We start from the raw sequence: 21,281 nt of genomic DNA, 5'->3' as shown, positions 1-21,281 counted from the left end.
CGCTGTCGTTTCCCAGTCCGCTTGTTCGACAAGTGTTCCAGGAAACTGTACGTAGGCGAACGCGGCAGCGCCAAACCCATGATCGACCCGGGCCGGGGGCGGGCGGGCGGACCGTGCGCCGGGCGGCCTGCGGGGGCGCTCCCCGGGCCGGCCCGGGCGCCCTCCGTCGCGGTCGGCCGGAATCGCGTGAGGCGGTGCGGAAGTGCCGGAATCCGATTTTTCAACCACCGTACATTACATCCGACTTATTGGCCTTTCCGGGTTAATTACGTGGCATGGGGCCCATATTGGTCCATCTCCTCCTGAAACGCCGGTCACAATTGCCTCTCAACACCCCTTAGAAAGGTTTGGCCATGTCGCGTATCGCCAAGGCAGCCGTCCTGACCGCCGCCGTCGGCACGACCCTCACCGGTGCCGCCGGTCTCGCTGTCGCCGACTCCGGCGCGCAGGGTGTGGCTGCGGGCTCCCCCGGTGTCATCTCCGGGAACGTCATTCAGGTCCCGATCCACATCCCGATCAACCTCTGCGGGAACACGATCAACATCATCGCCCTGCTGAACCCGACGTTCGGCAACACCTGCGTCAACAACTGACCTTTGCCCCACCCCTGAGCGCGCGCGTCACAGCCGGACCGCGCGCCGCGCGGGACAGGGTCACAGTCAGCCGCCGGATCCCTCTCCCGTGCGTTCGTGGCGCCCACCGACCTCCTGGTGGGCGCCACTGCCGTGTCCGGACCCGGCCGCCGGGTCGGGCTCGCCGCCCTCGTTCCCGGACCGCTGGTCGTGCTGGGCGCCCGGCAGGTCGGGGATCTCGACGATCGGCGGCAGGTCGGGGGTCAGGTGCGAGTGGTTGGACTCCATGGTGCGGTCCTGCCCTTGCTGTGGGAGGTGGCGCGGGGGCCGTCGGCCGCCCGCGGGGGGGGGATCAGGCGGCCGCGAGCAGCTGCCGGCGCAGCCGGGCGCAGGTGCGGCTGAGGATGCGGGAGATCTGCATCTGGGAGACGCCGAGGCGGGCGCCGATCTGCTGCTGGGTGAGGTTGCCGAAGAAACGCCAGTACAGGACGTACTTCTCCCGCTCGGGCAGCGCGTCCAGGAGCGGCTTGAGGGACTGCCGGTCGATCACCAGCTCCAGCGCCCGGTCACAGCGGCCGAGGGTGTCGGCGAGCGGGAGCTCGTCCGAGCCGGCCACCGTGTGGTCGAGGGAGAGCGTGTGATGGACCCCGTCGGCGTCCAGCCCGCGCCGCACCTCCTCCTCCGACAGCCCCGTCTCCGCGGCCAGCTCGGCCACGGTGACGTCCGCGCCCGCGCCGCGCTGCTCCAGGTGGGCCGCCGCGGCGCGCACGGCGGCCCGCAGCTCCTGGTCCCGGCGCGGGATGTGCAGGGACCACACATGATCCCGGACGTGCCGTTTGAGCTCGCCGTTGATGGTCGGGATGGCGAACGACTCGAAGGCGTGGCCGAGCCGGGGGTCATAGCGGTCCACGGCGTGCACCAGGGCCAGCGCGGCCACCTGTCGCAGGTCCGCCGGGCTCTCCCCGCATTTGCGGTAGCGCATGCTGACCCGCTCGGCCATCGGCAGCCAGGCGGCGATCACGTCCTGCCGCAGCCGGTCGCGCTCCGGCCCGGCGGGGAGGGCGGCCAGGCGGGTGAAGACTTCCGCGGTGTCGGCCGTCTCGCCGTCGTGGCCACGGGTGTCACGGGCGGGTGGGCGGGGCGTCGGCTCAGCCATGGTCACGGTTGTCCCCTCGCTCGTGCGTCAAGGAGTTGCCTGCCGGCCGGAGGACCTTCCGGGCGTGCGGGGTGCCCTCGCGTCCCGTCCGCGAACGGGGAACGGGCGCCGCTGGGCCGGGGCCGGCCGGTGTCGGCCACGGTGGTCTCAGCATGACCCCGGCCCCCGCTTCCCGCGACTCGGAGCGTGGGTTCGGTGACGTGGCGTGACGCCCGGCGGAACGCCTCATGACGGGCGTCACACTCCCGGCGCCCGGGGTGAGAGGCTGCCGGAGCGGGGGAAGGTGCCGGTGGTCCTGGTGATCCGGGACGACGCGGCGACGTGCGAAGGGTGAGGGGCACATGTACGACGTACTGGTGGTGGGCTCGGCCAACGCCGATCTGACGGTCCGGGTGGACCGGCGGCCCGGGGCGGGCGAGACCGTGCTCGGCACGGACCTGGTGGAGTCGGCCGGCGGCAAGGGCGCCAACCAGGCCGCCGCGGCGGCCCGCCTCGGGGCCCGGACGGCCCTGCTGGCCCGGGTCGGTGACGACGCGTTCGGCCGGCTGCTGCTGGACGCCCAGCGGGACGCGGGCACCGAGCTGCGGCACGTCCTGGTGGAGAAGGGGGCCCGCACGGGCACCGCGATGATCGTGGTCGGCCCGGACGGCGACAACTCCATCGTCGTCTCCCCCGGCGCCAACGCCGCCCTCTCCCCCGCGGACGTCACGGCCGCCCGCGAGGTCATCGCCGCCTCGGCCGTCCTCTCGCTCCAGCTCGAGGTGCCGCCGGAGACCGTACGGGCGGCGGTCGCCGTCGCCGCGGAGACCGGCACCCGGGTCGTGCTCAACCCCTCGCCGGCGCCCGGGACGCTCGACCCGGCCCTGCTGGCCGCCGCCGATCCCCTCGTCGTCAACGAGCACGAGGCCCGGCGGCTCTCGGCCCTGCCGGACGGCGACCCGGCCCGGTGGGCCGCCGCGCTGCGGGACCGCGGCGCCCGGTCGGTCGTGGTCACCCTCGGCGGAGCGGGCGCGCTGGCCCTGGACGCGGACGCCGCCGAGCCGGTCGCGGTGCCCGGGGTCGAGGTCGAGGTGGTGGACACCACCGGCGCCGGGGACGCCTTCACGGGCGCGCTGGCCGCACGGCTGGCCGACGGCGCCCCTCTGACGGAGGCGGCCCGCTTCGCGGTGCGGGTGGGAGCGGCGTCGGTGACCCGGGAGGGCGCGCAGCCGTCGTACCCGACGGCCGCGGAGCTGTGACCGGCGGCCGCGCCCTGGGCTGAGGGGCGGTGGCGGAGCGCCCCTCAGCGCACCGCCTGCCGCGGCACGAGCTCCAGCGCCTCCCCGGCGCCGGACCCCCGCTCGGCGAGCGCCGCGAGCTCGCCGACGGCCCGCTCCTCGCCCAGGGCCGCCGCGGCCCGCAGATGGTGCCGGCCCTGTCCGAGGCGGTACAGCGTCACGAGGAGGCGGCCCAGGGCCAGATGGGCCTCGGCCGCCGGTCCCGCCGCGCCCGGCTCCTCGGCCGCGCGCAGCACGTCCCGCAGCGCCTGCTCCGCCTCGTCGAAGAAGCCGTCGTCCGCCAGGTCGCGGCCCACGGTCAGCAGGGCCTCGCACACCGCCCGTCGCCGGGCCTCGAGGCGGGCCGCCGCGCTCTCGGTCAGCCGTCCGCCCACGCCCTCCAGGGCGGGCCCGCTCCACAGGTCCAGCGCGCCGCGGTAGAGGAGGCCGGCCCGCAGTGCCTCGCCGTGCGCGGCGGCGCGGTCCGCGGCGGCGACCAGGTCGTCGAACTCGCGGACGTCGAACCCGGCCCGCTCGGTGCTCAGGCGGTATCCCGACCGCGTGCCGACGATGACCGTGCCGCTGTGCCCGGCGGCCCGGAAGGCCTTGCGCAGGGCGATGACGCCGAGCGCGACCCTCGCCCGCGCGGAGAGCGGGGGCCGCTCGCCCCAGACGGCGTCGACCAGGGTGGCGACGGGCACCACGCGGCCCCGGGCCAGGACGAGCAGCGAGAGGATGACGCGCTGTCTGCGGCCGCTGACGGTGACCCGCTCGCCGCCGACGGTCGCCGAGACCGGTCCGAGGAGGCTGAAGGAGACCGCTCCGGGGCGGACACCCATGACGGTCACGGCATTCCCCCGGACCGGCGGTCGAGTTCACTGGCGAAGCGCAGCCAGGCCTCGGCGCTGTGCCGGGCCGCCTGGGCCACGGCCGCGCGGCGGTGGGCGGGCACGGCGTCGACGAGCCGGCGCCACCGCTCGGTGCCCATGCCGTGGGCGCTGAGCAGGTTGAGCAGGGCCCGGCCGCCTTCGGTGAAGCGGAGCGAGGGGTCGGAGCGCAGCGTCCGCAGGAGCGGTTCGGTGCTGACCGCGGCGGCAGCGGCCGCCGCGACGGGCCCGGGGCCGCCGGCCCGCTGGGTGGTGTTCGCGGCCTTGGCCGCCGCGGCGACGGCCCGCGCCGGGGGCTCGGCGTCGGTGCCCCGGCTCTCGGCGTCCCGCAGCTTCTTCGGCACCGGGTCGAGTCCCTGGAGCAGCCGCAGGCGTACGTCGCGGGCGGTGCCGACCGCGATGCCGGCCATGCCCGCGATCTCGCGGAGGCTGGCCTGGGGCCGGGCGGCGATGAGCGCGCCGGCGCGGCGGCGGCCCTCGGCGGCGTTGAGCGGGCGCACGCGGCCGTCGCGGCCGGTGCGGGCGGGCGGCTGCCGGCCGGTGTCGGCCGACCGCCGGCGCACGGCGGCCACCGTGCTGGCGGCGAGGCCCGTCGCCGAGGCGATCAGGCGGTCCGACCAGTGTGGATGGCTGCGGATGATGCGCTCGGCGGCGGCCGACCGGTCGGCCTGCGTCAAGGGCAGGCCGTGCAGGATGTTCGCCCTGACGGCGTAGACGAACGCGTCGTCGGGGCTGCCGTCGAAGAACCGGACCGCGATCCGCTCATCCCCCCGTAGACGAGCGGCTCGCAGCCGGTGCATGCCATCGACGACCCGCAGGGTGGTGCGGTGCACGACGATGGCCGGCAGGGGTACGTCCAGCGCGGCGAGCTTCTGGACGTGCCGGAGGTCCTCGCCCGCCACCCGTGGGGAGTCCGCGGGTAACAGCGCGTCGGGAGAAAGCAAGGCGATCTGCTGCTGTTCCGGTTCCGGAACCGTCACGGCACCCCCTCCAGATGGACCTCCGGCCACGACGGATCGCGCACTCGGGGGAGGCGGGCGTCTGGAACCCTCCTCCTCCAACTGGTGATTGACTGCCCTCCCGGGCCTTCCAACACCAGTCGATCCGCCGACAGAGAGGAAGCTAGATACCGAGCCCGGTCGCTGTCAACCGCATTGGACGCGCGGGCACATGGACCCGTAGGGGGGCCCTTACGCTAGATTGACCGCGGGAGGGAGGTGCGATCATGAACGACCCCGACGCTTCGGCGGAGCCCACACTGGCGGACAAGCTCAACCACCTGTTCCGGACGGTGGTTCCGGCCGGCCGGGAGCCGTACAGCACGGAAGAAGTGGCCCGCGCGATCACCGCGGGAGGCGTCCCGATCTCCGGCAGCTACATCTGGCTGCTGCGCAAGGGGCAGCGGAACAACCCGACACTGCGGCACGTCGAGGCGCTGGCGAAGTTCTTCGGCGTGCCTCCGGCCTATTTCTTCGACGACCAGGTGACGGCGGCGGTCAATGCCGACCTGCGTCTCCTGGTGGCTCTGCGGGACACCCAGGTGCAGCGCGTCGCACTCCGCGCGGCCGGGCTGTCCCCCGAGAGCCTGCACTCGATCAACGAAGTGATCGAGCGGGTCCGCGAATTGGAAGGACTTCCCACGAACCGGACCCGGCCGCCCGACAGAAACCCCTAGCTACTACGGGGGGACCCGTGAAATTCAAGAGGTTGCACCAGCGAAGTCTGGAGCTGGTTCGCGGCCTGGACATTCCATCGCCGTTCGACGTCTGGGAACTGTCCCGGAGGGTGGCCGAACGGCATGGCCGACCGATTCACCTGGAGCCCGTCCGACTTCCCGTCGACGGGCCCTGCGGGCTGTGGATCTCCGCGCCGGATGTAGATTACATCTTTTACGAACACGACACCAGTCCGCTGCATCAGGAACACATCATCGCCCACGAGTTGGGGCACGTCATCTGCGGCCACAAGGAAAACGCGGTCCTGGGTGAGGAAACGTCACGCCTCCTGCTGCCCACGCTCGATCCGGCCATGGTCCAGGGCGTGTTGCAGCGCACGTACTACACCTCGGCCGAAGAACAGGAGGCCGAGATGGTCGCATCGCTGATTCTCCAGGAGGCCAACCGGCAGCCGCTCGAACGCAACTGGTCCGTGCCCCGTGAGGCGGCGGAGACGGTTGAACGGCTGGACCGGTCCCTGCGCGGCTTCACTACGGACGAGATGTGATCACTTTCCTGCATTCCCTCGGGGCCGTCGCCGCCTGGTCGGGCCTCTTCTACAAACTGCGCGCGCTGCGGAAGAATCCCAGGGATCCCGCCCTGGCCGCGCTGTGCGCCGTCCTCGCGCTCTCGGGGATGAGCTTCTTCGTCTCCCTGCCCCCGGTGTGGGCGCGCCTGGACGACATCACCGGCGTGCCGAACATCGCGGCGGTCCTCGCGCAGAGCTGTGTGCTGTCGCTGGTCGTCGGGCAGCAGGTGGTCCTGACGTACTGGGCGCGCCCGCCCGAGCGGGCGCGCCGGCTGGTGCGCTGGCAGCTGAGTTTCTGCGCGCTGTCGCTGGCCGCGCTCGTCACGCTCTTCTGCCTGCTCACCCCGACCGTGCAGCGGGTGAAGGGATTCACCCTCTACTACGTCCACGACCCCTATTACATCGCCTATCTGTCGCTGTACATCGGCGTCTATCTCATCGGCGAGGCCAATGTCTTCCGCGTCTGCTGGGGCTATTCCCGGGTGGCGGGGCGGACGTGGCTCCGCCGGGGCCTGCGGGTCATCGCCGTCGGCGCGTTCGTGACCCTCGGCTACGGCACGATCAGGGCCGGCAACATCCTCGGCACCGTCTTCGACTTCGACCTGCGCGCCTGGGAGGACGTGGCCTGGCTGTGCGGCGACATCGGCTCCGCGCTCACCCTGGTGGGCTGGACGCTGCCGGGCTGGGGGCCGCGCGTGGCCGCCGTCGGCCACTGGGCGACGGCCTACCGCCGCCACCGCCGGCTGTATCCGCTGTGGGCCGCCCTGCACGCGGCGGTGCCCACGATCGCCCTGGCCCCGGCCCGCGGCGCCCTCGCCGACCGGCTGACCGTGCGGCAGATGGAATTCCGCCTCTACCGCCGGGTCATCGAGATCCGGGACGGGCAGCTCGCCCTGCGCGCCCATCACGACCCGGTGGCGGCGGAGCGGGCCCGGCACGAGGCGCTCGCCGCCGGGATGCCGGAGGACGACGCGCGCGCCCACGTCGAGGCGGTCCGCATCAAGTCGGCCCTGGCGGCCAAGGCCGAGGGCCGGGCGGCGGCCGCCGACGGCACGGCCCCGGCCGGCCGTCCCGACGCCCGCACCGACCTGTCCGACGAGACGGTGTGGCTGGTGCGCGTCGCCACCGCCTTCGCCGCCCTGCCCGGGTCCGCGGCGCACGGCGGCGACGTCCGGGACGGCGACGACGACGTTCAAGTGGAGGCGATGCGGCGTCAGTCGGCCGGCAGCGGTTGATAGCGTCCTGCGGTAAGCAGGAGACGATACGGAAGGGCCACCGTGCCAGTACCAGTTGATGTGCACCACGAGCTCGCCACCGCGCCCAACGGCAAGTTCATCGATGTCTACCGGCCCGGCACGCACCCGTCGCCGGCGGCGACGGTGCTGCTCTGGCACGGCATCGGCCCCGACGAGCGGGACGTCCTGGAGCCGCTGGCGCGGGCCGTCGCCGGTCTGGGGGCGCTCGTCTTCGTCCCCGACTGGCGCTCCGACGCCCCCGACGGCGGCCGGGCGCACCTGCTGGCCTCGCTGGAGTACGCCCGTACGCACGCGGCCGCGCTGGGCGGCGACGCCGAGCGCATGGTGCTCGCCGGCTGGTCGGCGGGGGCCCCGGCGGCGATGGGCGTGGCGCTCAACCCGGCGGTGGCGGACGGCTGGCGGCCCGCGGCGGTCGTGGGCATCGCCTCGCGCTACGACCGTCCGGCGCGCACCACGGGCACTCCCCCGCTGGCCGACCTGGCGGTCGGGGGCCCGGCCGACCCGCTGCCGGTCCCGGTCAGCCTGGTGCACGGCACGGCGGACGAGCTGATGGACACCGCGTGCTCACGTGAGTTGCTGGACGCCCTCATCGCGCACCGCTGGCCGGCGCGGCTGGAGGAGGTGCGGGCGAACCACGCGGGCGCCATCGGCGTGGAGTACGACCCGGCGCTGGACCGCTGCCGGCCGAGCGAGGACGAGCTGGTCCGGGCGGCCGTGGAACTGACGGCCCGTACGATCGCCGAGGCCGCCGGGATTCCGGCGGCCTGACGCGGACGTCCGGGACGTGGCGTGGCGGGCGTCAGCCCGCCACGCGGTCCCCGCGCGAGAGGCCGGAGCCCTCGGGGACGTCGGCCGGGTCGGCGCCGAGGTGCGCCACGGCGTTGTGCTCGTCGACGAAGACGACGCGGGGTTCGAAGGTGCGGGCCTCGGCGTCGTCCATCGAGCCGTAGGCGATGATGATGACCAGGTCGCCGGGGCTGATCAGGCGGGCCGCGGCGCCGTTGATGCCGATCACGCCGGTGCCCCGGGGGCCCTCGATGACGTAGGTCGACAGCCGGGCGCCGTTGTTGATGTCGACGATGTCGACCTTCTCGCCGGGCAGCAGGTCGGCGGCTTCCATCAGGTCCGCGTCGACGGTCAGCGATCCCACGTAGTGCAGGTCGGCCTGGGTCACGGTGGCGCGATGGATCTTGGACTTCATCATGGTGCGATACATGGTGTGGTCATTTTATGTGCCCGGCAGGGGTGAGCCCAGGGCCGCCCCCGGTGAGGTCGGGCACTACCGCCTGCCGGGCCGCACGTGCGCGATGAGCAGCGCGACGTCGTCCTGGTCGTTGTCCGCGCGCAGTTCGCTCAGCAACAGGTCGCAGGTGGCCTCCAGGTCCAGGTCCCGCCCGTCGAGCAGGCCCAGGAGCACCTCGAGCCGGGTGTCGATGGCCTCGTCGCGGGTCTCCACCAGGCCGTCGGTGTAGAGGACGAGCCGGTCGCCCGGGGTGAGCGGCACCGCGACGCTCTCGAAGGGGACGCCCCCGACCCCGAGCGGGGCGCCGGTGGGCAGGTCGACCAGCACCGGGCGCCGGCCGGGGCGCACCAGGACGGGCGGGAGGTGGCCGGCGTTGGCGAAGCAGCAGCGGTCGAGGCCGGGGTCGTAGACGGCGTAGAGGCAGGTGGCGATCGTCTGGTCCAGACCACTGGCGGTGCGGTCGAGGTGGCGCAGCACCTGGGCGGGGTCGAGGTCCAGCCCGGAGAGCGTACGGGCGGCGGTGCGCAGCTGGCCCATGGCCGCGGCGGCGTTGATGCCGCTGCCCATGACGTCCCCGACGACCAGGGCGCTGGTGTCGCCCGCCTGGGGGATGACGTCGAACCAGTCGCCGCCGACCTGGACGGCGGCGCCGGCGGGCTGGTAGCGGTAGGCGACCTCGAGGCCCACCAGGTTCTGGGGCGGCTTGGGCAGCAGGTCGCGCTGGAGGGTGAGGGCGGTGGCGCGCTCGCGCTGGTACCAGCGGGCGTTGTCGATGCAGACGGCGGCGCGGGCGGCGAGCTCCCCGGCGAGGACGACGTCGTCCTCGCCGAAGGGCTCGGGGTTGCTGGTGCGCTTGAGGTCCAGGGCGCCCAGCACCTCTCCCCTGGCGATCAGCGGCACGGCCATGTAGGAGTGCAGGCCGGCCCGGCCCAGGAGCCCGGCGGCCTGCGCGTCGCGGGCGATGCGCGGCAGGTCCTCGGGCCCGACGCGGGGCAGCAGGACGGGACGGCCGGTGGTCACGCACCGGGCGACGAGCCGGTCGGCGTCGTACTTGGCGATCTCCCCCGGCGGGTCGGCGGCGCGCACGGCGTCGCCGGCGTCGCCGGCGTCGGCCGAGGCGACGGCCAGCGCCCGGAAGACGGCGGCCTGCTCGCCGGGCGGGGCGGAGTTGCCGTGCAGGGCGGTGTCGAGGACGTCGACGGCGGCCACGTCGGCGAGGGCCGGAACGACGACCTCGGCCAGCTCCCGGGCGGTCTGGTCGAGGTCGAGGGTGGTGCCGATCAGTACGGAGGCGTCGGCGATCAGGGCCAGTCTGCGGCGGGCCTCGGTGGCGGTGCGGTGCCGGTCGGTGACGTCGACGTCCGAGGTGGCCAGGCCCATGGGGCGGCCGGCGGGGTCCTCCAGCCGGTAGAAGGAGACCAGGCGGGCGCGCTCGCCGGCGGCCGGGTCGGCCGTGGGGCCGACGATGAACTGGTCCACCAGCGGGGTGCCGGTGGCCATGACCTCCCGCATGGAGGCCTCGATGGCACCTGCGTCGCGGTCGTCCAGGAACGACAGCGCCTCCCGGACGTGGCGGCCGACGTAGGCCCGGGCGGGCCGGCCGTGGATGCGCTCGAGCGCGGGGTTGACCATGACGTAGCGCAGCCCGGTGTCGAGGACGGCCAGCCCGATCGGGGACTGGGCCACCAGGCGGAGCGAGAGGGCCAGGTCGCGCTCGACGTCGCGCAGGATCTGCTGGTCGGTGGCCATGCCGAGGGCGTAGACGTCGCCGTCCTTGTCCTCCAGGCGCATGTTGCGGAACTCCAGGGGCCGCAGGCTGCCGTCCTTGTGCCGGGCGGGGAAGACCCCGGCCCACATGCCGCCGCCGCCCATGACCTTGGCGAAGAGCTCGAGGACCTCCTGCCGGTTCTCCTCGGCCACCAGCAGCTGGGCGGCGTAATGGCCCAGCGCCTCGGGGGCCTTCCAGCCGAACAGCTCCTCCGCCTGCGGGCTCCAGAGCACGATCCGGCCGTCCCGGTCCAGCACCACGGCGGCCACGCTGAGCACGTCGAGCAGGCCGCCGGCCTCGTACGGGGCCGCCCTGACCCGGCCCGGGTCCGGCCGGAATGCGTCCGTGGTGCCCATTCGAGGTCCTCCCGCTCGGGGTGGTGCGGCGGCCTCGCGCCGGAACATGCCGGTCCGGTCCCTCAGTGCCCTTCTCGCCCGTTACGCCGCAGCGTCTTCCATGTTCTCTCCGAACCCGCCCGGTGCGCAGCCCGCGGCGGCGGTCCGGACGGCATTGGTGGTGTGATGCGGCCCGGCGCGCGCCCCCGACGTGCGGGTCACTCGACGGGCGTGGCGGCAGGGAGGCACAGGGCGAACCAGACGGTCTTGCCGGTGCCGCTTCCCGTGGCGTGGTGGCCCCACCGGGCGGCGATCTGCTCGACGAGCCACATGCCGCGGCCGTTCTCGCTGTCCGGGCCGGCCTCGGCGCACTCCGGCAGACAGCCGCCGGCGTCGCTGACCTGGGCGACGAGGTGTTCCGCCGTCCGGCGCAGGACCAGCTTCACCTCCCCGGCGCCCTCCGGGACGTGCACCACGGCGTTGGTGACCAGTTCGGACAGCAGGAGGACGGCGTCGCCCACCAGGTCCTGGAGCCCCCATTCGGCCAGCAGGGCGCCGGCGAACCTGCGGGCGGCCGCCACGGAACGGGTCGAGGACGGCAGCGTCACCGTGCCGGACGGGTGGGCGCCCGGCGTCCGGGCCGGCCAGGGGCCGGGGGCGCTGTGCGAGCAGGAGACGAGCCCCTGGCCCCACGGGCCGAGGAGCCGCTGTGGACCGAAGGCCCGGTCCGCGAGGGCATCGGGGGCGCTGGTGATGGCGTCGGCCGTATGCGTTGGACTCACGATGTCGCGACTGAATGCAGGCATGTGGCTCTGGTGCGATCGAGGGGGGTCGCGAAGGGTTCCGGCCGATCTCTCGTCCGGTCCGCCGGTGCGGTCCGCTCTCGTGCTGCCCGGTCCGCCGGTCTTCGCGATGAATTCCCCCCACATTCGCTCGGTTTCCGCCAGAGGTCTATACCCTATGAGTGACCTTTTCTGTGCGCAGTGCGATATCCGCAGGTGATCGAGGGTGTCCCGGGCGTAAAGTCGCTGTGAGCGACGCCACGATCCGGCCACGTCGCGGTGCGCGGGAGCGGCCCGCCGGCCGCCCCCGCTCCCGGCCCGGCCCGTCAGGGCTTGGGGCACTCCTTCCACGCCAGGTGGTAGACGGTGTTGATGCTGCCGTCCGTGGAGTCCATGGTCATGAAGCTGGTGGTCTTGCTGGGGTCGGAGGAGCCGGCGTTGACCCGCAGCTCGGTGTTGATGTTGAAGTTCCGCAGCTCGCCACAGGGGTGCCAGACCAGTGCGGCGATCGGAACGCTGTCGGTGGCCTGCCAGTTGTCGTCGTAGTTGCCTCTGAAGGTGTGGCTGCTGGGGGTGGTGACGGGTGAGCCCTGGAAGTAGTACGAGGCCTTCTGGGTGCCGGAGGCGCCGGCCTCGAGCTTGGCGTAGCCGCGGTAGTCGGCCGCGGCGATCGCGTAGGTGAAGCCCTGCGGGACGTGCACGTTCAGGTTCAGCTGGCAGTTCTTGCGGAAGTCGGTGGGCTTGGAGCCGATGCCCACCTGGGCGAGGTATTGGCTGTAGGTGACGGTGAAGGCCGTGTTGTCGGGCGAGACCGCGACGGCGGCGGTCCCGGCCGGACAACCCGAGCCGTTGACGGTGGCGACCTCGATGACGATCTTGTCCGGCGGCGGGTTGGTGATGACCGACGGGTTGTGCGTGGACAGCGGCGCGGCGAGTAACGCGGCGATCGCGCCTGCGGTGAGGAGTCCGGCGGGCATGGTGCTCCAATCGGTGTCTACGGGCCGGCGGCCCGCGGGGACAGACAAGGACACGTGGTCCCGCGCCCGTTGGCGACGGCTGTTCCCCCGAGCGGAAGGGGCGGGCGAGCGGAACCGGAAGTGCCGGGCGAGCCGGGAGGGGTCCGGGGGCGGCGGCCACGGCCGCTGACGACATGGTCATAGACGGTCATGCCCATGCCAACCCAGGGGTTCCAAGCAGCCCGTGGGACTGGGAGCGTTCGCATGGTAGGGGGCCGGACAGGGGTTGGCCAGACTTCGCGCCACGGCCGCCCGGGGGGACGCCCGCGGGCCTGGCCGGAATCCACTCCCGGCGCCGTGCCGGAGCGGACGGTTCAGTCGCGGCCCAGCAGGGTGTCGAGCACCGAGTCCAGATAGGCCGCCCGCTCCTCGGCGGTGGGAAGCGCCTGGGGCACCGCGTGGCCCAGCTGCGCATGGCCGAGGTAGGCGGTGTAGCCGAGCAGCCCCCGGCGGCGGGCCTCGTCGGGCGCGAAGCCGAGTTCGGTGAAGAGCTCGGCGAGGTAGCCCACCCGCCGCTCGGTGACGCGCCGCAGCACCGCGGCGACCTGGGGGTGGCCGGAGGTGGCCAGGAGGGAGAGCTCGAGCGGGTCGCGGGCGGCCGCGGCGGTCGTCTCGGCGAACAGCCTGCGCAGCCGGACGAGCGGGTCGGGCTCGGCCCGCAGCGCGGTGATGATGTCCTCGGTGCAGACCTCCGCCCACCGCTCGAGGGCCGCCTCGATCAGCGCCTCGCGGTTGGTGAAGTGCCAGTAGAAGCTGCCCTTGGTGGCGCCCAGGCGCGCGGCGAGGGGCTCGACCGCGACGGCGGCGAGGCCCCCTTCCCCGATGGCCGTGAGGGCCGCGTCCGCCCAGTCCCGGGCGCTCAGCCGCTGCCGGCCGCCGCCGGACCGGGGGCTTCGATCTCGCCGTTGCACCATGACCGTACGCTACCGTACGGTTCACCATACGCAAGCGTACGGTAGGGCCCTCCCGAGGAGATGGGTGTCGTATGACGACCGATCAGAGTGCCGCGTCACTGTTCGCCGCCGCCCTGCGGCTGGCCCGGACCAACCCGAACGGCTTCCTCACCACCCATGACGGCCGGCGCCCCAGGACCCGGCTCGTCGAACACGTCGCCGTCGACGACGACGGCACGGTCTGGATCGGCACGAGCCCGCGCTCGCGCAAGGCGGCCGACGTCGCGGCGCACCCCGAGGTGACGTACGCCGTCGAGGACCGCGCCGCCCAGGCGTACGTCGTCCTCCAGGGGGAGGCCGTCCTCGAGGACGGCCTCCCCCTGCGGCTCGCCCACTGGAAGGACGACTTCGAGGCGTTCTTCCCGGGCGGCCCGGAGGGCGACGACTACGTCCTGCTGCGGCTGCGCCCGCACCGCGTCGAGCTGATGGACTTCACCCGGCGGATCCACCCCGCGCCCTTCGGGCTGGTGCCGGCGGTCGTCGAACGGGACGGAGCGGGCTGGAGGGCGGTCCCCGCCGAGCGCCGGCCGTAGGCCGCGTCCCTCAACGGGCCTTGCGGACCGCCTTGTCGCGGAAGGCGCAGTAGGCGGCCGCCGGGTCGTTGTAGTACCGCCAGGGCAGGGCCTCCACGTAGCCGTCGACCATGCGGAACTGCTCGAGCGCCTGCGCGTGGCGCTTCTGCCGCACCAGGAAGTACGCCAGCAGGTGGCGGACCTCCGCCAGCCGCGGGTGCGTGGGCGGTGCCATCGCGATGTCGGCGAGCACCGCGTCGACGTAGGCCGTCAGCCCCGCCTCGCGGTAGTCCGCCTCCGACGCGTCGCTGTCGTGGTGCTCGTACCACAGCACCAGCCGCAGCGCGGGCAGCAGCGTCCCGTGCGGGGCGGCGGCGATCGCGGGCTCCACGAACTCCCACGCCAGCGCCTCCGAGCCGCGCCACTTCTCGCTCCAGTACTGCAGGGCGCTGTAGTGGGCCGCGTAGTGGTGGGGCGCGCGAGCGGTGATCTCGGCCCACAGCTCACGCATCGTCTCGTGCGGGTAGCCGAGGCCGAGCCCGGTCCAGACCTCGGTGATGTAGGGAGTGGGGTCCTCGGGGTTGAGGGCCTTGGCGCGCTCGATGTCCCCGCGGGAGCGCATGAGCACGCGGTGGAAGCCGTCGAACTGCTCCTGGCTGGTGCTGTCGGCCCGGGCGCTGCCGCGCATTTCCCAGGCGAGGAAGACGGTGGACTTCGCGCGCACGACCGCGGCGTCGGGGTCGTCGGGGCGCGCGGCCTCCCAGGCCGTCAGCCAGGCGTCGTCGTTGGCCGCCGCGTCCGCGACCTCGCCGACGATCTGGGAGCGGCGCTCCCAGTTCTTCCCCGCGGCCGCGAGGGCCCGTGCGGTGGGTTCCCACTCGCCGGCCCGCACCGAGGCGCCCAGGGCGTCCAGTTCGGCGTCGGGCCGGGCGCGCTCGGTGTTCTGACCGCTCGCCGGCAGGAAGCCGAGGGCGAGGGAGCCCTCCGTCAGCGCGGAGGGCGAGGCCGAGCGGGGCCCGGCGGACGCGCCGTGGCGGGATCTGTACCAGAGGTACACGCCGACGGCGATGACGAGGAGGGGCAGCAGTCGTGCCACGGGTGTTCCGCTCGTTTCTTCAGAAGGTCGTGGGGTGGAGCGCCCGGGGCAGCAGTTCCCGCAGGGGCCGTGTGTCCGGCGTGTCGGCGACGGCGGCCTCCAGGGCCTGGCTCAGCCGGTCCCCGTAGTCGTCCGACAGGTCGAGCCGGGTGCCGTCGGACCAGGACATCTCCCAGCGGGCCAGTCCGGCGTCGACGAGCTCCAGGATCACCAGCCTGGAGAGGCCGTACCGCAGCCCGGGGCGGGCGAACTCGCGTGCCGCCCGGCCGCTCGCCCGCCCCGCCTCCTCGGACTTGGGCAGCGCGTCGGCGACGCGCCACAGCGCCCCGGCGTCGGCCGCGTCCAGCAGCGTGCGCAGGCCGGCGTCGCCGCCGAGGGCCTGCCGCATGGCCTCCCGCAGCGGTTCGGCGTCGGCGTCGCAGCCGGCCCGCAGCCCCAGGTGGAGCAGTTCCGGCCAGTCCACGCGCCGCATGGCCAGCGCCTCCGCGGTGAGCGTGACGTCCTCCAGCTCGCCGAGCACGCGCCCGGCCTCACGCAGCAGCGCCATCGCGGGCCCGGAGGGCTCGAGGTGGCCGCGTCCGTCGTCGGGCAGCTCCTCGATCAGGCGGATGCGCTCGGCGGTCGGCGGGTGGGCGTCGTAGGGGGAGGTCTCCTCCTCGGGCAGCCCGGTGCGCAGCCCGGCCAGTTCCTCCTGCCGCTCCGGCTCGGCGAGCAGCCGCGCCAGTCCTCCGTAGAACTGCCCGTGCGGCGGCATCAGTCCGGCCGGTATGCCCACCGTCGCGTAGGTGCGCAGGTAGAAGCCGTGGGCGGCGTCCAGGGCGGTGGTCTGGCGGAGGGCGGAGGCCGCGGCGTCGCGGCCGGCGATCCGCACGGCCACGCGGTCGGCGGCCAGTTCCTGCCGCCGGGCGACGCTCTGTGTGGCGCGCAGGTAGAACTTCGCGTACGCGACGAAGAGCTTGGCCATCTGGCGGTGGCCGAACCCCGCGCCGGTGGTGTCCACGGCCTTGGGCTTCTTCCCCTTGGCCCTGGCCCTGCCGGCCTTCTTCTCCTGCCGGGCGCGCTCCTTCTCCACCCGCTGGTCGGCCCGCTCGTGGTAAGCACTCACGGTGCGGGTGACGGCGTGCCGGCCGCGCAGGGTGATGGCGGACAGCCGGGTGTCGGCGTTGCTGTAGTGGCCGAACTCGTGGCCGAGAACCGCCATCAGCTGGGCCTGGGTGAGGCCGGTCAGGAGCGGGGCGCCGAGGTGGAGCCGGCGGCGGCCCGGCATCAGGCCGAGCATCCGGGTGTTCTCGGCGACGGCGGCGTTGACGCTGCCGGTGAGCCGGATCTCGTCCGGGGCCCTCGTCCCGGCCTCCTCGGCGGCCTGCCGCACGACGGCCCACAGCTCCGGCTGCGCCGCCTTGCTGAGGCGCAGTCCGTCCTCGCCGTCGTCCTCGGGGGGACGGATGAAGAACGACGCCCTGACGACCGGGAGCGCCAGCAGCAGGAGGATGACGTCGACCTTCAGTGCGGCGAGGGTGGGCGCCCAGTGGTGGACGGCGACCGCGATCCCGGCGAACACGCCGAGCACGACGAGGCACAGCAGGTAGAAGCCGGCGAGCAGAAAAAGAGCGCGCAACGCGCGCAGGAAAACGCCCATGGGGCAGGGGCCCTCACACAGGGAAGAGACGGGCAAACAGGCAGTGAGCCGGGCAATCATGCAGCACGCGCGTTCGAGCCAGCAAGCCGATTACCCATCGGGCCGACCGTCCGTCACCTTCGGCCACTCTTGACGCGCCCCTGTCAATATGCCGGGTCCCGTGGGACCCTGCTGGGCGCACGCCCGCATCCGCTCCACTCGTCTGCCCGGACCGCCGCCACCGCGCGGTCCGGCCCCCCACACGGCCGCGTGCGGTCCGCGCGTGGCCTCGGCAGAAGGAGTACGCGTGAGACGAACCCGCCGTACGTTCGCCGGCATCCTGCTGGCCGCCGGCGCCCTGGTCGCCGCGGGCACCCAGGCCGCACCGGCCGGCGCGACCCCGGCCCCCTCCTCCCCCTCCCTGAACACGGTCCACGCCGCCGCCGGCTCGGCGACGGCGCAGCAGCGGGTCAGGGACTTCTGGACGCCCGAGCGGATGCGCTCGGCCACCCCGCTGGACCTCGTCAGCGTCTCCGCCGGCGAGCTGTCCGCCCCCCGGCCGGGCGGCCGGGCGACGACCGTGGCGCCCACCGCGCCGGGCAACGCGCACGTGAAGTCCTTCCCGCAGGCGGGCGGGCCGTGGACGGGCGGCGGCGCGGTGGTCAAGACCTCGGGCCGGGTGTTCTTCAGCTTCCAGGGCCGTACCGCCTCCTGCTCGGCCGACGCGGTCACCAGCCGCAACGCGAGCACCGTCGTCACCGCCGGACACTGCGTCAAATACCAGGGCAGCTGGCACACGAACTGGACGTTCGCCCCCGGCTACCACGACGGCCAGACGCCCTACGGCACCTGGTCCGCGGCCAAGACCATGTCCACCCCCCAGTGGGTGGCGAGCGAGGACATCAACTACGACGTCGGCTTCGCCGTCGTCGGCCGGCTGGACGGCAAGAGCCTCACCGAGGTGGTCGGGGCGCAGGGCCTGTCCTTCAACGGCGGCTACAACAAGGCCATGTACGCCTTCGGCTTCCCGGCCGCCGCGCCGTACGACGGCACCAAACTCATCCACTGCAGCGGGAACTCCTCGAAGGACTTCCTGCTCTCCAAGGACCACGGCCTGGGCTGCAACATGACCGGCGGTTCCAGCGGCGGTCCGTGGTTCACCTCGTTCGACGAGGCCACGGGCACCGGCCTGCAGGCCTCGGTGAACAGCTTCGGCTACACCTTCCTGCCCAACAGGATGTTCGGCCCGTACTTCGGCGACGAGGTCAAGACCCTCTACGACCAGGCACAGGCCGCCTGACGGCGTCCCTCAGGCCCTGCGGTCCGTCAGGTCCTGACGGACCGCAGGATGACGAACTTCGGGTCGGAGGCGACCACTTCGCAGTTGCCGAACAGCCGGCGCAGCTTGACGTGGTAGCCGAGGTGGCGGTTGCCGATGACCCACAGCTCGCCGCCCGCGCGCAGCGCCCTGCGCGAGCCGGTGAACATGCGCCAGGCCGTGGCGTCCGTGGTGGCCTGGTGGGAGTGGAAGGGCGGGTTGTTCAGCACCAGGTCGACGCTGCCGGGCTCCACGGCCGACAGGGCGTCGCCCACCAGGAACTCGGCCTTCCGCTCCGGTCCGGCGTTCGCCCGGAACGTGGCCTCCGCGGAGGCCACCGCCTGGAAGGACTCGTCGATGAACACCGGCACGGCGGCGGGGTTTGCCAGTGCCGCGGCCGTGCCGACGACGCCGTTGCCGCAGCCCAGGTCGACGATCCGCTCGGCGCCCCGGCTGCGCGGAAGGTTGCGCAGGAGGAAGCGGGTGCCGATGTCGAGGCGCTCGGCGCAGAAGATGCCGGCGTGGTTGGTGGCGGTCAGGCCCGAGCCGGCCCCGGCGTCGTCGGGCAGCCGGTAGGTGCGCGGCCAGGGGCTCGCCTCCCGCGCCAGGTGCGGGTCGGGCGTGCAGAAGATGAGCCGGGCCTTCTTCTTCGCCAGCGAGGTGCGGGTCGGGCCGAGGAGGCGCTCGAAGAGCCGCAGCGTCGAGGTGTGGATCTCGGTGACCCTGCCGGTGCCGATGACGACGGTGCCGGCGTGCACGGAGGGCGCCAGGCGGTGCAGCTGGTCCTCGAGGAGGGCCAGGCTCTTGGGCACGTGGACCAGCAGCACGTCGATGCGGGGCGGCGGGGTGTCGCGGGTCGACAGCAGCCGCACCGCCTCCGGGTCCGCGCCGTTGCGGGCCAGGTTGGCGCGGGTCGCCTCCTGGGCGAGGTAGGAGTCAGTGATCTGCGTGGGCCGGTGCGCGGCGAGCGCGGTGACGAGCGCCCCCCACCGGTCGCCCAGCACGACCACGGTGCCCGACAGGTCCACCGGCTCGCCGTCGGTCCCGGCGAGGTGCGCCAGCAGGTATTCGTCGGCGGCGTCCCAGGCGCGCAGGGGGTCGCGGGGGTCCTCGGGGAAGCGGGTGAGGGCGATCTCGCCCCAGGGCGTCGTCAGGCAGTTCATCGTGCCCTCAGGCTAACCGAGGCACCCGCGCCCCCCGCACATCGCCGGGCGTCGCGGCGCTCAGGCCGCGGCCCGGACCGCCCGGCGCACCGATGCCTTCACGGTCGCGACGAAGGCGTCACGGACGGCGGGGGCGAGGGCGTCCAGCGACAGGTACGGGTTGAGGTCCTCGAGCTCGACGAGCAGCAGGTCGCCCTCCGGGGTGCGGCAGGCGTCGACGCGCTGGATGCCGTGTGCGATGTCGTTCCAGTCGACGAACCGCTGGGCGAAGGCCAGGTCCGCGGCGGTGGGCTCGTACGCCTCCAGGGCCCAGCGCCGGTCCGGGTGGGGGGCGTGGAGCGCGTACTGGAACGCGTGGTCGACGAAGTAGAACGACACCTCGTACCGGAAGTCGATGCGCGGCTGCACGAGGACGTCGCCGTACGCCAGGTCCGCCAGCCGCTCCCGGGGGACGAATTCCAGGCCGATGGAGTCCGCGCCGAGCCGGGGCTTGACGACGTACTCGGCCGCCTCCGGCAGCCTCTGGGCGTCCTGCGGGCGGCCGGCGGTCGGGATGACGGGGAAGCCCGCGGCGGTCAGGTCGAGGAGGTACTGCTTGCCGGCCATGTCGGCCTTGCCGGACAGCTGGTTGTACACCAGCACGCCGCGCTCGGCGGCGCGCTCGCGGAAGGAGTCGTAGGCGGCCTGGTAGTGCAGCACCGGGCCGCTGTTGCGGACCACGACGACGTCGAAGTCCTCCATCAGGGCGGCGGCGTCCAGGGGGTGACAGAGCGCCACGTCGAAGTCCTCGCGGAGCCGGGAGCTCAGGTATATGTCCTCGTCGCAGTACCGGCGCCCCTTGGCCTCGAAGGCCAGGTCGGTGACGTACAGGACACGGGACGGGGCGGACTTCATGGTGCTCTCCGGTGGATCGGTGGTCCCCAGAAACTACCCGTGTCCGTCACGCACCGTGTCGTCGGGGCGCCCGGCGTCGTTGACCGCTGCGGGGCCTGTCGGCCCCGTCCGCTTCGCCGTCGAGATCAAGGATCCGTGATGCGACTGTTCCGCAACGCCGTTGTCGCCGTCCTCGGGGGGCTCCTCCTCGCCGCGTCGCTGCCCACGGGCAGCGCGGCCGCCCAGGACGGTGGATTCGCCTGGCTGGGCCCCAAGGGGAAGCCCTACTTCGTCCAGCAGCTGCCGCCGAACAAGTGCATGTCCATGGAGCAGGAGGCGCGCGGCGCACGCAATTACCTGAGCAAGCCGCTCGTCGTCTACTCGGAGAAGAACTGCAAGGGCAAGGCGCTCCGCCTCGGCCCCCACAAGGAGGCCCCGCAGACGGCCCCCTTCAAGAGCCTGAAGTACGACCCGCGCTGACGCGGGAGCACGAACGGCCCCGGCCCGGCGCGGCGAGAACGCGCCGGGCCGGACGCCGTCCGGGCCCGTGCGGGCCGGGCGGGTCGCGGCGGCCGGGTCAGGAGGCCGTGAGGGCGGCCAGGCGCTGATCGACCTGGTCGGCGGTGGCGTGGCCGACGGCCAGGACGGCCGCCCCGCGCCGCCCGTCGACGGCGAGCAGGGTGGGGAAGCCCTCGACCCCCAGCCCGCGGGAGTGGCGGAAGTCCGCCTCGGCGGCGGCACGGGAGGCCGGGGCCGCGAAGGCGGTGACGACGGCGTCGGCGTCCAGCCCGGCCCGCTCGGCGATCACGCGGTACGTGCCGGGGTCCGACAGGCTCAGCCCGTCGCGGTAGAACGCCGTCTGCAGCGCCTCGGCCAGTTCCGCGGCCCGGGCGGGGGCGGCCTGCCGCAGGGCGGCCGTGCCGCGGGCGGCGGCCTCGGAGTCCATGACGAAGGAGCCGTCCGCGATCAGCCGGTCGTAGGCCGCGCCGAACTCCACGCCCGTCAGCTCGCTGATCTTGGCGTTGGCGCCCTGGACGTAGCCGAACTCGCGGATCGGCACGCGGCGCGCCCCGGTGAACAGGCCCCCGGAGACGACCTCCACCGCAAGGTCCGGGTGGCGGCGGGCGATCTCGGCCAGCGTGGGGGCGAACCCGTACGACCAGCCGCAGTAGGCATCGAAGACGTAGACGAGCTTCATGGGGGGCGTCTCCTCCGGGAGCGGGGCGGTGCCCG

The 21,281-nt window shown here is 73.6% G+C and carries 23 protein-coding genes; 9 read left to right on the top strand and 14 right to left on the bottom strand.

The genetic code is table 11. The annotated features are described in order from the left end of the window. Positions 1–353: 353 nt before the first annotated feature. Positions 354–593 carry a chaplin gene (locus IE295_RS03055; RefSeq protein ID WP_190061821.1) on the top strand — a complete coding sequence of 80 codons (240 nt, stop codon included), beginning with the start codon at positions 354–356 and terminating at the stop codon, positions 591–593. Positions 594–659: 66 nt separating this feature from the next. Here the strand turns inward: IE295_RS03055 and IE295_RS03050 are convergent, their stop codons facing one another. Together IE295_RS03050 and IE295_RS03045 are read right to left on the bottom strand one after the other, a co-directional pair. After that, positions 660–860 (bottom strand): hypothetical protein, encoded by a 201-nt coding sequence (locus tag IE295_RS03050; RefSeq protein WP_190061820.1) that lies wholly within the window; start codon positions 858–860, stop codon positions 660–662. Between the two features lie 64 nt (positions 861–924). After that, positions 925–1,728, bottom strand: a complete 804-nt coding sequence (locus IE295_RS03045) for a SigB/SigF/SigG family RNA polymerase sigma factor (protein ID WP_190061819.1) — start codon at positions 1,726–1,728, stop codon at positions 925–927. Between the two features lie 341 nt (positions 1,729–2,069). On the opposite strand from IE295_RS03045, the gene IE295_RS03040 reads away from it, so the two are divergent. Next, a complete protein-coding gene (locus IE295_RS03040; protein WP_190061818.1) occupies positions 2,070–2,966 on the top strand; it encodes a ribokinase in 897 nt (298 codons plus the stop codon). Positions 2,967–3,010: 44 nt separating this feature from the next. Here the strand turns inward: IE295_RS03040 and IE295_RS03035 are convergent, their stop codons facing one another. Together IE295_RS03035 and IE295_RS03030 are read right to left on the bottom strand one after the other, a co-directional pair. Continuing rightward, positions 3,011–3,823 (bottom strand): AfsR/SARP family transcriptional regulator, encoded by an 813-nt coding sequence (locus IE295_RS03035; RefSeq protein ID WP_224323234.1) that lies wholly within the window; start codon positions 3,821–3,823, stop codon positions 3,011–3,013. A 5-nt stretch (positions 3,824–3,828) separates the two neighbouring features. Continuing rightward, positions 3,829–4,851 (bottom strand): ParB/RepB/Spo0J family partition protein, encoded by a 1,023-nt coding sequence (locus IE295_RS03030; protein WP_190061816.1) that lies wholly within the window; start codon positions 4,849–4,851, stop codon positions 3,829–3,831. 245 nt (positions 4,852–5,096) lie between these two features. Between IE295_RS03030 and IE295_RS03025 the strand changes: the two genes are divergently transcribed. Genes IE295_RS03025 through IE295_RS03010 form a run of 4 tightly spaced genes read left to right on the top strand, consistent with a single transcriptional unit; the run spans position 5,097 to position 8,139 of the window. Beyond that, on the top strand, positions 5,097–5,546 hold the full coding sequence (locus IE295_RS03025) for a helix-turn-helix domain-containing protein (protein ID WP_190061815.1): 450 nt from the start codon (positions 5,097–5,099) through the stop codon (positions 5,544–5,546). 17 nt (positions 5,547–5,563) lie between these two features. After that, positions 5,564–6,094 carry an ImmA/IrrE family metallo-endopeptidase gene (locus tag IE295_RS03020; protein ID WP_190061814.1) on the top strand — a complete coding sequence of 177 codons (531 nt, stop codon included), beginning with the start codon at positions 5,564–5,566 and terminating at the stop codon, positions 6,092–6,094. Then, a complete protein-coding gene (locus IE295_RS03015; RefSeq protein WP_190061813.1) occupies positions 6,091–7,350 on the top strand; it encodes an MAB_1171c family putative transporter in 1,260 nt (419 codons plus the stop codon). The genes IE295_RS03020 and IE295_RS03015 overlap by 4 nt, the downstream gene beginning before the upstream one ends. Before the next feature lie 42 nt (positions 7,351–7,392). Next, the gene (locus IE295_RS03010; protein ID WP_224323213.1) at positions 7,393–8,139 is read left to right on the top strand and encodes an alpha/beta hydrolase; all 747 of its coding nucleotides are present in this window, start codon (positions 7,393–7,395) and stop codon (positions 8,137–8,139) included. Between the two features lie 31 nt (positions 8,140–8,170). On the opposite strand, the gene panD is transcribed toward IE295_RS03010, so the two are convergent. The 5 genes from panD to IE295_RS02985 form a co-directional block, all read right to left on the bottom strand. Next, on the bottom strand, positions 8,171–8,587 hold the full coding sequence (gene panD / locus IE295_RS03005; protein ID WP_190061812.1) for an aspartate 1-decarboxylase: 417 nt from the start codon (positions 8,585–8,587) through the stop codon (positions 8,171–8,173). 63 nt (positions 8,588–8,650) lie between these two features. Beyond that, on the bottom strand, positions 8,651–10,738 hold the full coding sequence (locus IE295_RS03000; protein WP_190061811.1) for a SpoIIE family protein phosphatase: 2,088 nt from the start codon (positions 10,736–10,738) through the stop codon (positions 8,651–8,653). 197 nt (positions 10,739–10,935) lie between these two features. Then, positions 10,936–11,499: an ATP-binding protein gene (locus IE295_RS02995; protein ID WP_190061810.1), complete on the bottom strand. Its 564-nt coding sequence runs from the start codon at positions 11,497–11,499 to the stop codon at positions 10,936–10,938. Between the two features lie 326 nt (positions 11,500–11,825). Then, on the bottom strand, positions 11,826–12,476 hold the full coding sequence (locus tag IE295_RS02990) for a DUF4360 domain-containing protein (protein ID WP_190061809.1): 651 nt from the start codon (positions 12,474–12,476) through the stop codon (positions 11,826–11,828). A 353-nt stretch (positions 12,477–12,829) separates the two neighbouring features. Then, positions 12,830–13,429 (bottom strand): TetR/AcrR family transcriptional regulator, encoded by a 600-nt coding sequence (locus IE295_RS02985; RefSeq protein WP_190061808.1) that lies wholly within the window; start codon positions 13,427–13,429, stop codon positions 12,830–12,832. Between the two features lie 71 nt (positions 13,430–13,500). On the opposite strand from IE295_RS02985, the gene IE295_RS02980 reads away from it, so the two are divergent. Continuing rightward, a complete protein-coding gene (locus IE295_RS02980) occupies positions 13,501–14,001 on the top strand; it encodes a pyridoxamine 5'-phosphate oxidase family protein (RefSeq protein ID WP_190061807.1) in 501 nt (166 codons plus the stop codon). 10 nt (positions 14,002–14,011) lie between these two features. Here the strand turns inward: IE295_RS02980 and IE295_RS02975 are convergent, their stop codons facing one another. Both IE295_RS02975 and IE295_RS02970 read right to left on the bottom strand, forming a co-directional pair. Beyond that, on the bottom strand, positions 14,012–15,076 hold the full coding sequence (locus IE295_RS02975) for a hypothetical protein (protein WP_190061806.1): 1,065 nt from the start codon (positions 15,074–15,076) through the stop codon (positions 14,012–14,014). Positions 15,077–15,095: 19 nt separating this feature from the next. Further along, positions 15,096–16,715 carry a M48 family metalloprotease gene (locus tag IE295_RS02970; RefSeq protein ID WP_190061805.1) on the bottom strand — a complete coding sequence of 540 codons (1,620 nt, stop codon included), beginning with the start codon at positions 16,713–16,715 and terminating at the stop codon, positions 15,096–15,098. Between the two features lie 286 nt (positions 16,716–17,001). Between IE295_RS02970 and IE295_RS02965 the strand changes: the two genes are divergently transcribed. Then, the gene (locus IE295_RS02965) at positions 17,002–17,994 is read left to right on the top strand and encodes a trypsin-like serine peptidase (RefSeq protein WP_190061804.1); all 993 of its coding nucleotides are present in this window, start codon (positions 17,002–17,004) and stop codon (positions 17,992–17,994) included. Between the two features lie 26 nt (positions 17,995–18,020). Here IE295_RS02965 and IE295_RS02960 read toward each other — a convergent pair whose 3' ends face one another. Further along, positions 18,021–19,175: a methyltransferase gene (locus tag IE295_RS02960; RefSeq protein ID WP_190061803.1), complete on the bottom strand. Its 1,155-nt coding sequence runs from the start codon at positions 19,173–19,175 to the stop codon at positions 18,021–18,023. A gap of 60 nt (positions 19,176–19,235) precedes the next feature. Continuing rightward, on the bottom strand, positions 19,236–20,069 hold the full coding sequence (locus IE295_RS02955) for an ATP-grasp domain-containing protein (RefSeq protein WP_190061802.1): 834 nt from the start codon (positions 20,067–20,069) through the stop codon (positions 19,236–19,238). A 138-nt stretch (positions 20,070–20,207) separates the two neighbouring features. Between IE295_RS02955 and IE295_RS02950 the strand changes: the two genes are divergently transcribed. Then, the gene (locus tag IE295_RS02950) at positions 20,208–20,528 is read left to right on the top strand and encodes a hypothetical protein (RefSeq protein ID WP_224323212.1); all 321 of its coding nucleotides are present in this window, start codon (positions 20,208–20,210) and stop codon (positions 20,526–20,528) included. A 97-nt stretch (positions 20,529–20,625) separates the two neighbouring features. On the opposite strand, the gene IE295_RS02945 is transcribed toward IE295_RS02950, so the two are convergent. Further along, the gene (locus IE295_RS02945; protein ID WP_190061800.1) at positions 20,626–21,246 is read right to left on the bottom strand and encodes a DsbA family protein; all 621 of its coding nucleotides are present in this window, start codon (positions 21,244–21,246) and stop codon (positions 20,626–20,628) included. Between the last annotated feature and the right edge of the window lie 35 nt (positions 21,247–21,281).

The organism is Streptomyces griseocarneus (assembly GCF_014655595.1).
GTDB classification, from domain to species: domain Bacteria; phylum Actinomycetota; class Actinomycetes; order Streptomycetales; family Streptomycetaceae; genus Streptomyces; species Streptomyces griseocarneus.
Note: the sequence above shows the minus strand (reverse complement) of the source record. Positions and strands in the feature narration are given on the sequence as shown.

What these genes read in the sequence shown, in the direction of transcription:
- IE295_RS03055 (WP_190061821.1), top strand. Translation starts at nt 354, where the DNA reads ATGTCGCGTATCGCCAAGGCAGCCGTCCTGACCGCCGCCGTCGGCACG.
- IE295_RS03050 (WP_190061820.1), bottom strand. Translation starts at nt 860, where the DNA reads ATGGAGTCCAACCACTCGCACCTGACCCCCGACCTGCCGCCGATCGTC.
- IE295_RS03045 (WP_190061819.1), bottom strand. Translation starts at nt 1,728, where the DNA reads ATGGCTGAGCCGACGCCCCGCCCACCCGCCCGTGACACCCGTGGCCAC.
- IE295_RS03040 (WP_190061818.1), top strand. Translation starts at nt 2,070, where the DNA reads ATGTACGACGTACTGGTGGTGGGCTCGGCCAACGCCGATCTGACGGTC.
- IE295_RS03035 (WP_224323234.1), bottom strand. Translation starts at nt 3,823, where the DNA reads ATGGGTGTCCGCCCCGGAGCGGTCTCCTTCAGCCTCCTCGGACCGGTC.
- IE295_RS03025 (WP_190061815.1), top strand. Translation starts at nt 5,097, where the DNA reads ATGAACGACCCCGACGCTTCGGCGGAGCCCACACTGGCGGACAAGCTC.
- panD (WP_190061812.1), bottom strand. Translation starts at nt 8,587, where the DNA reads ATGTATCGCACCATGATGAAGTCCAAGATCCATCGCGCCACCGTGACC.
- IE295_RS03000 (WP_190061811.1), bottom strand. Translation starts at nt 10,738, where the DNA reads ATGGGCACCACGGACGCATTCCGGCCGGACCCGGGCCGGGTCAGGGCG.
- IE295_RS02990 (WP_190061809.1), bottom strand. Translation starts at nt 12,476, where the DNA reads ATGCCCGCCGGACTCCTCACCGCAGGCGCGATCGCCGCGTTACTCGCC.
- IE295_RS02985 (WP_190061808.1), bottom strand. Translation starts at nt 13,429, where the DNA reads ATGGTGCAACGGCGAGATCGAAGCCCCCGGTCCGGCGGCGGCCGGCAG.
- IE295_RS02980 (WP_190061807.1), top strand. Translation starts at nt 13,501, where the DNA reads ATGACGACCGATCAGAGTGCCGCGTCACTGTTCGCCGCCGCCCTGCGG.
- IE295_RS02970 (WP_190061805.1), bottom strand. Translation starts at nt 16,715, where the DNA reads ATGGGCGTTTTCCTGCGCGCGTTGCGCGCTCTTTTTCTGCTCGCCGGC.
- IE295_RS02960 (WP_190061803.1), bottom strand. Translation starts at nt 19,175, where the DNA reads ATGAACTGCCTGACGACGCCCTGGGGCGAGATCGCCCTCACCCGCTTC.
- IE295_RS02955 (WP_190061802.1), bottom strand. Translation starts at nt 20,069, where the DNA reads ATGAAGTCCGCCCCGTCCCGTGTCCTGTACGTCACCGACCTGGCCTTC.
- IE295_RS02950 (WP_224323212.1), top strand. Translation starts at nt 20,208, where the DNA reads ATGCGACTGTTCCGCAACGCCGTTGTCGCCGTCCTCGGGGGGCTCCTC.
- IE295_RS02945 (WP_190061800.1), bottom strand. Translation starts at nt 21,246, where the DNA reads ATGAAGCTCGTCTACGTCTTCGATGCCTACTGCGGCTGGTCGTACGGG.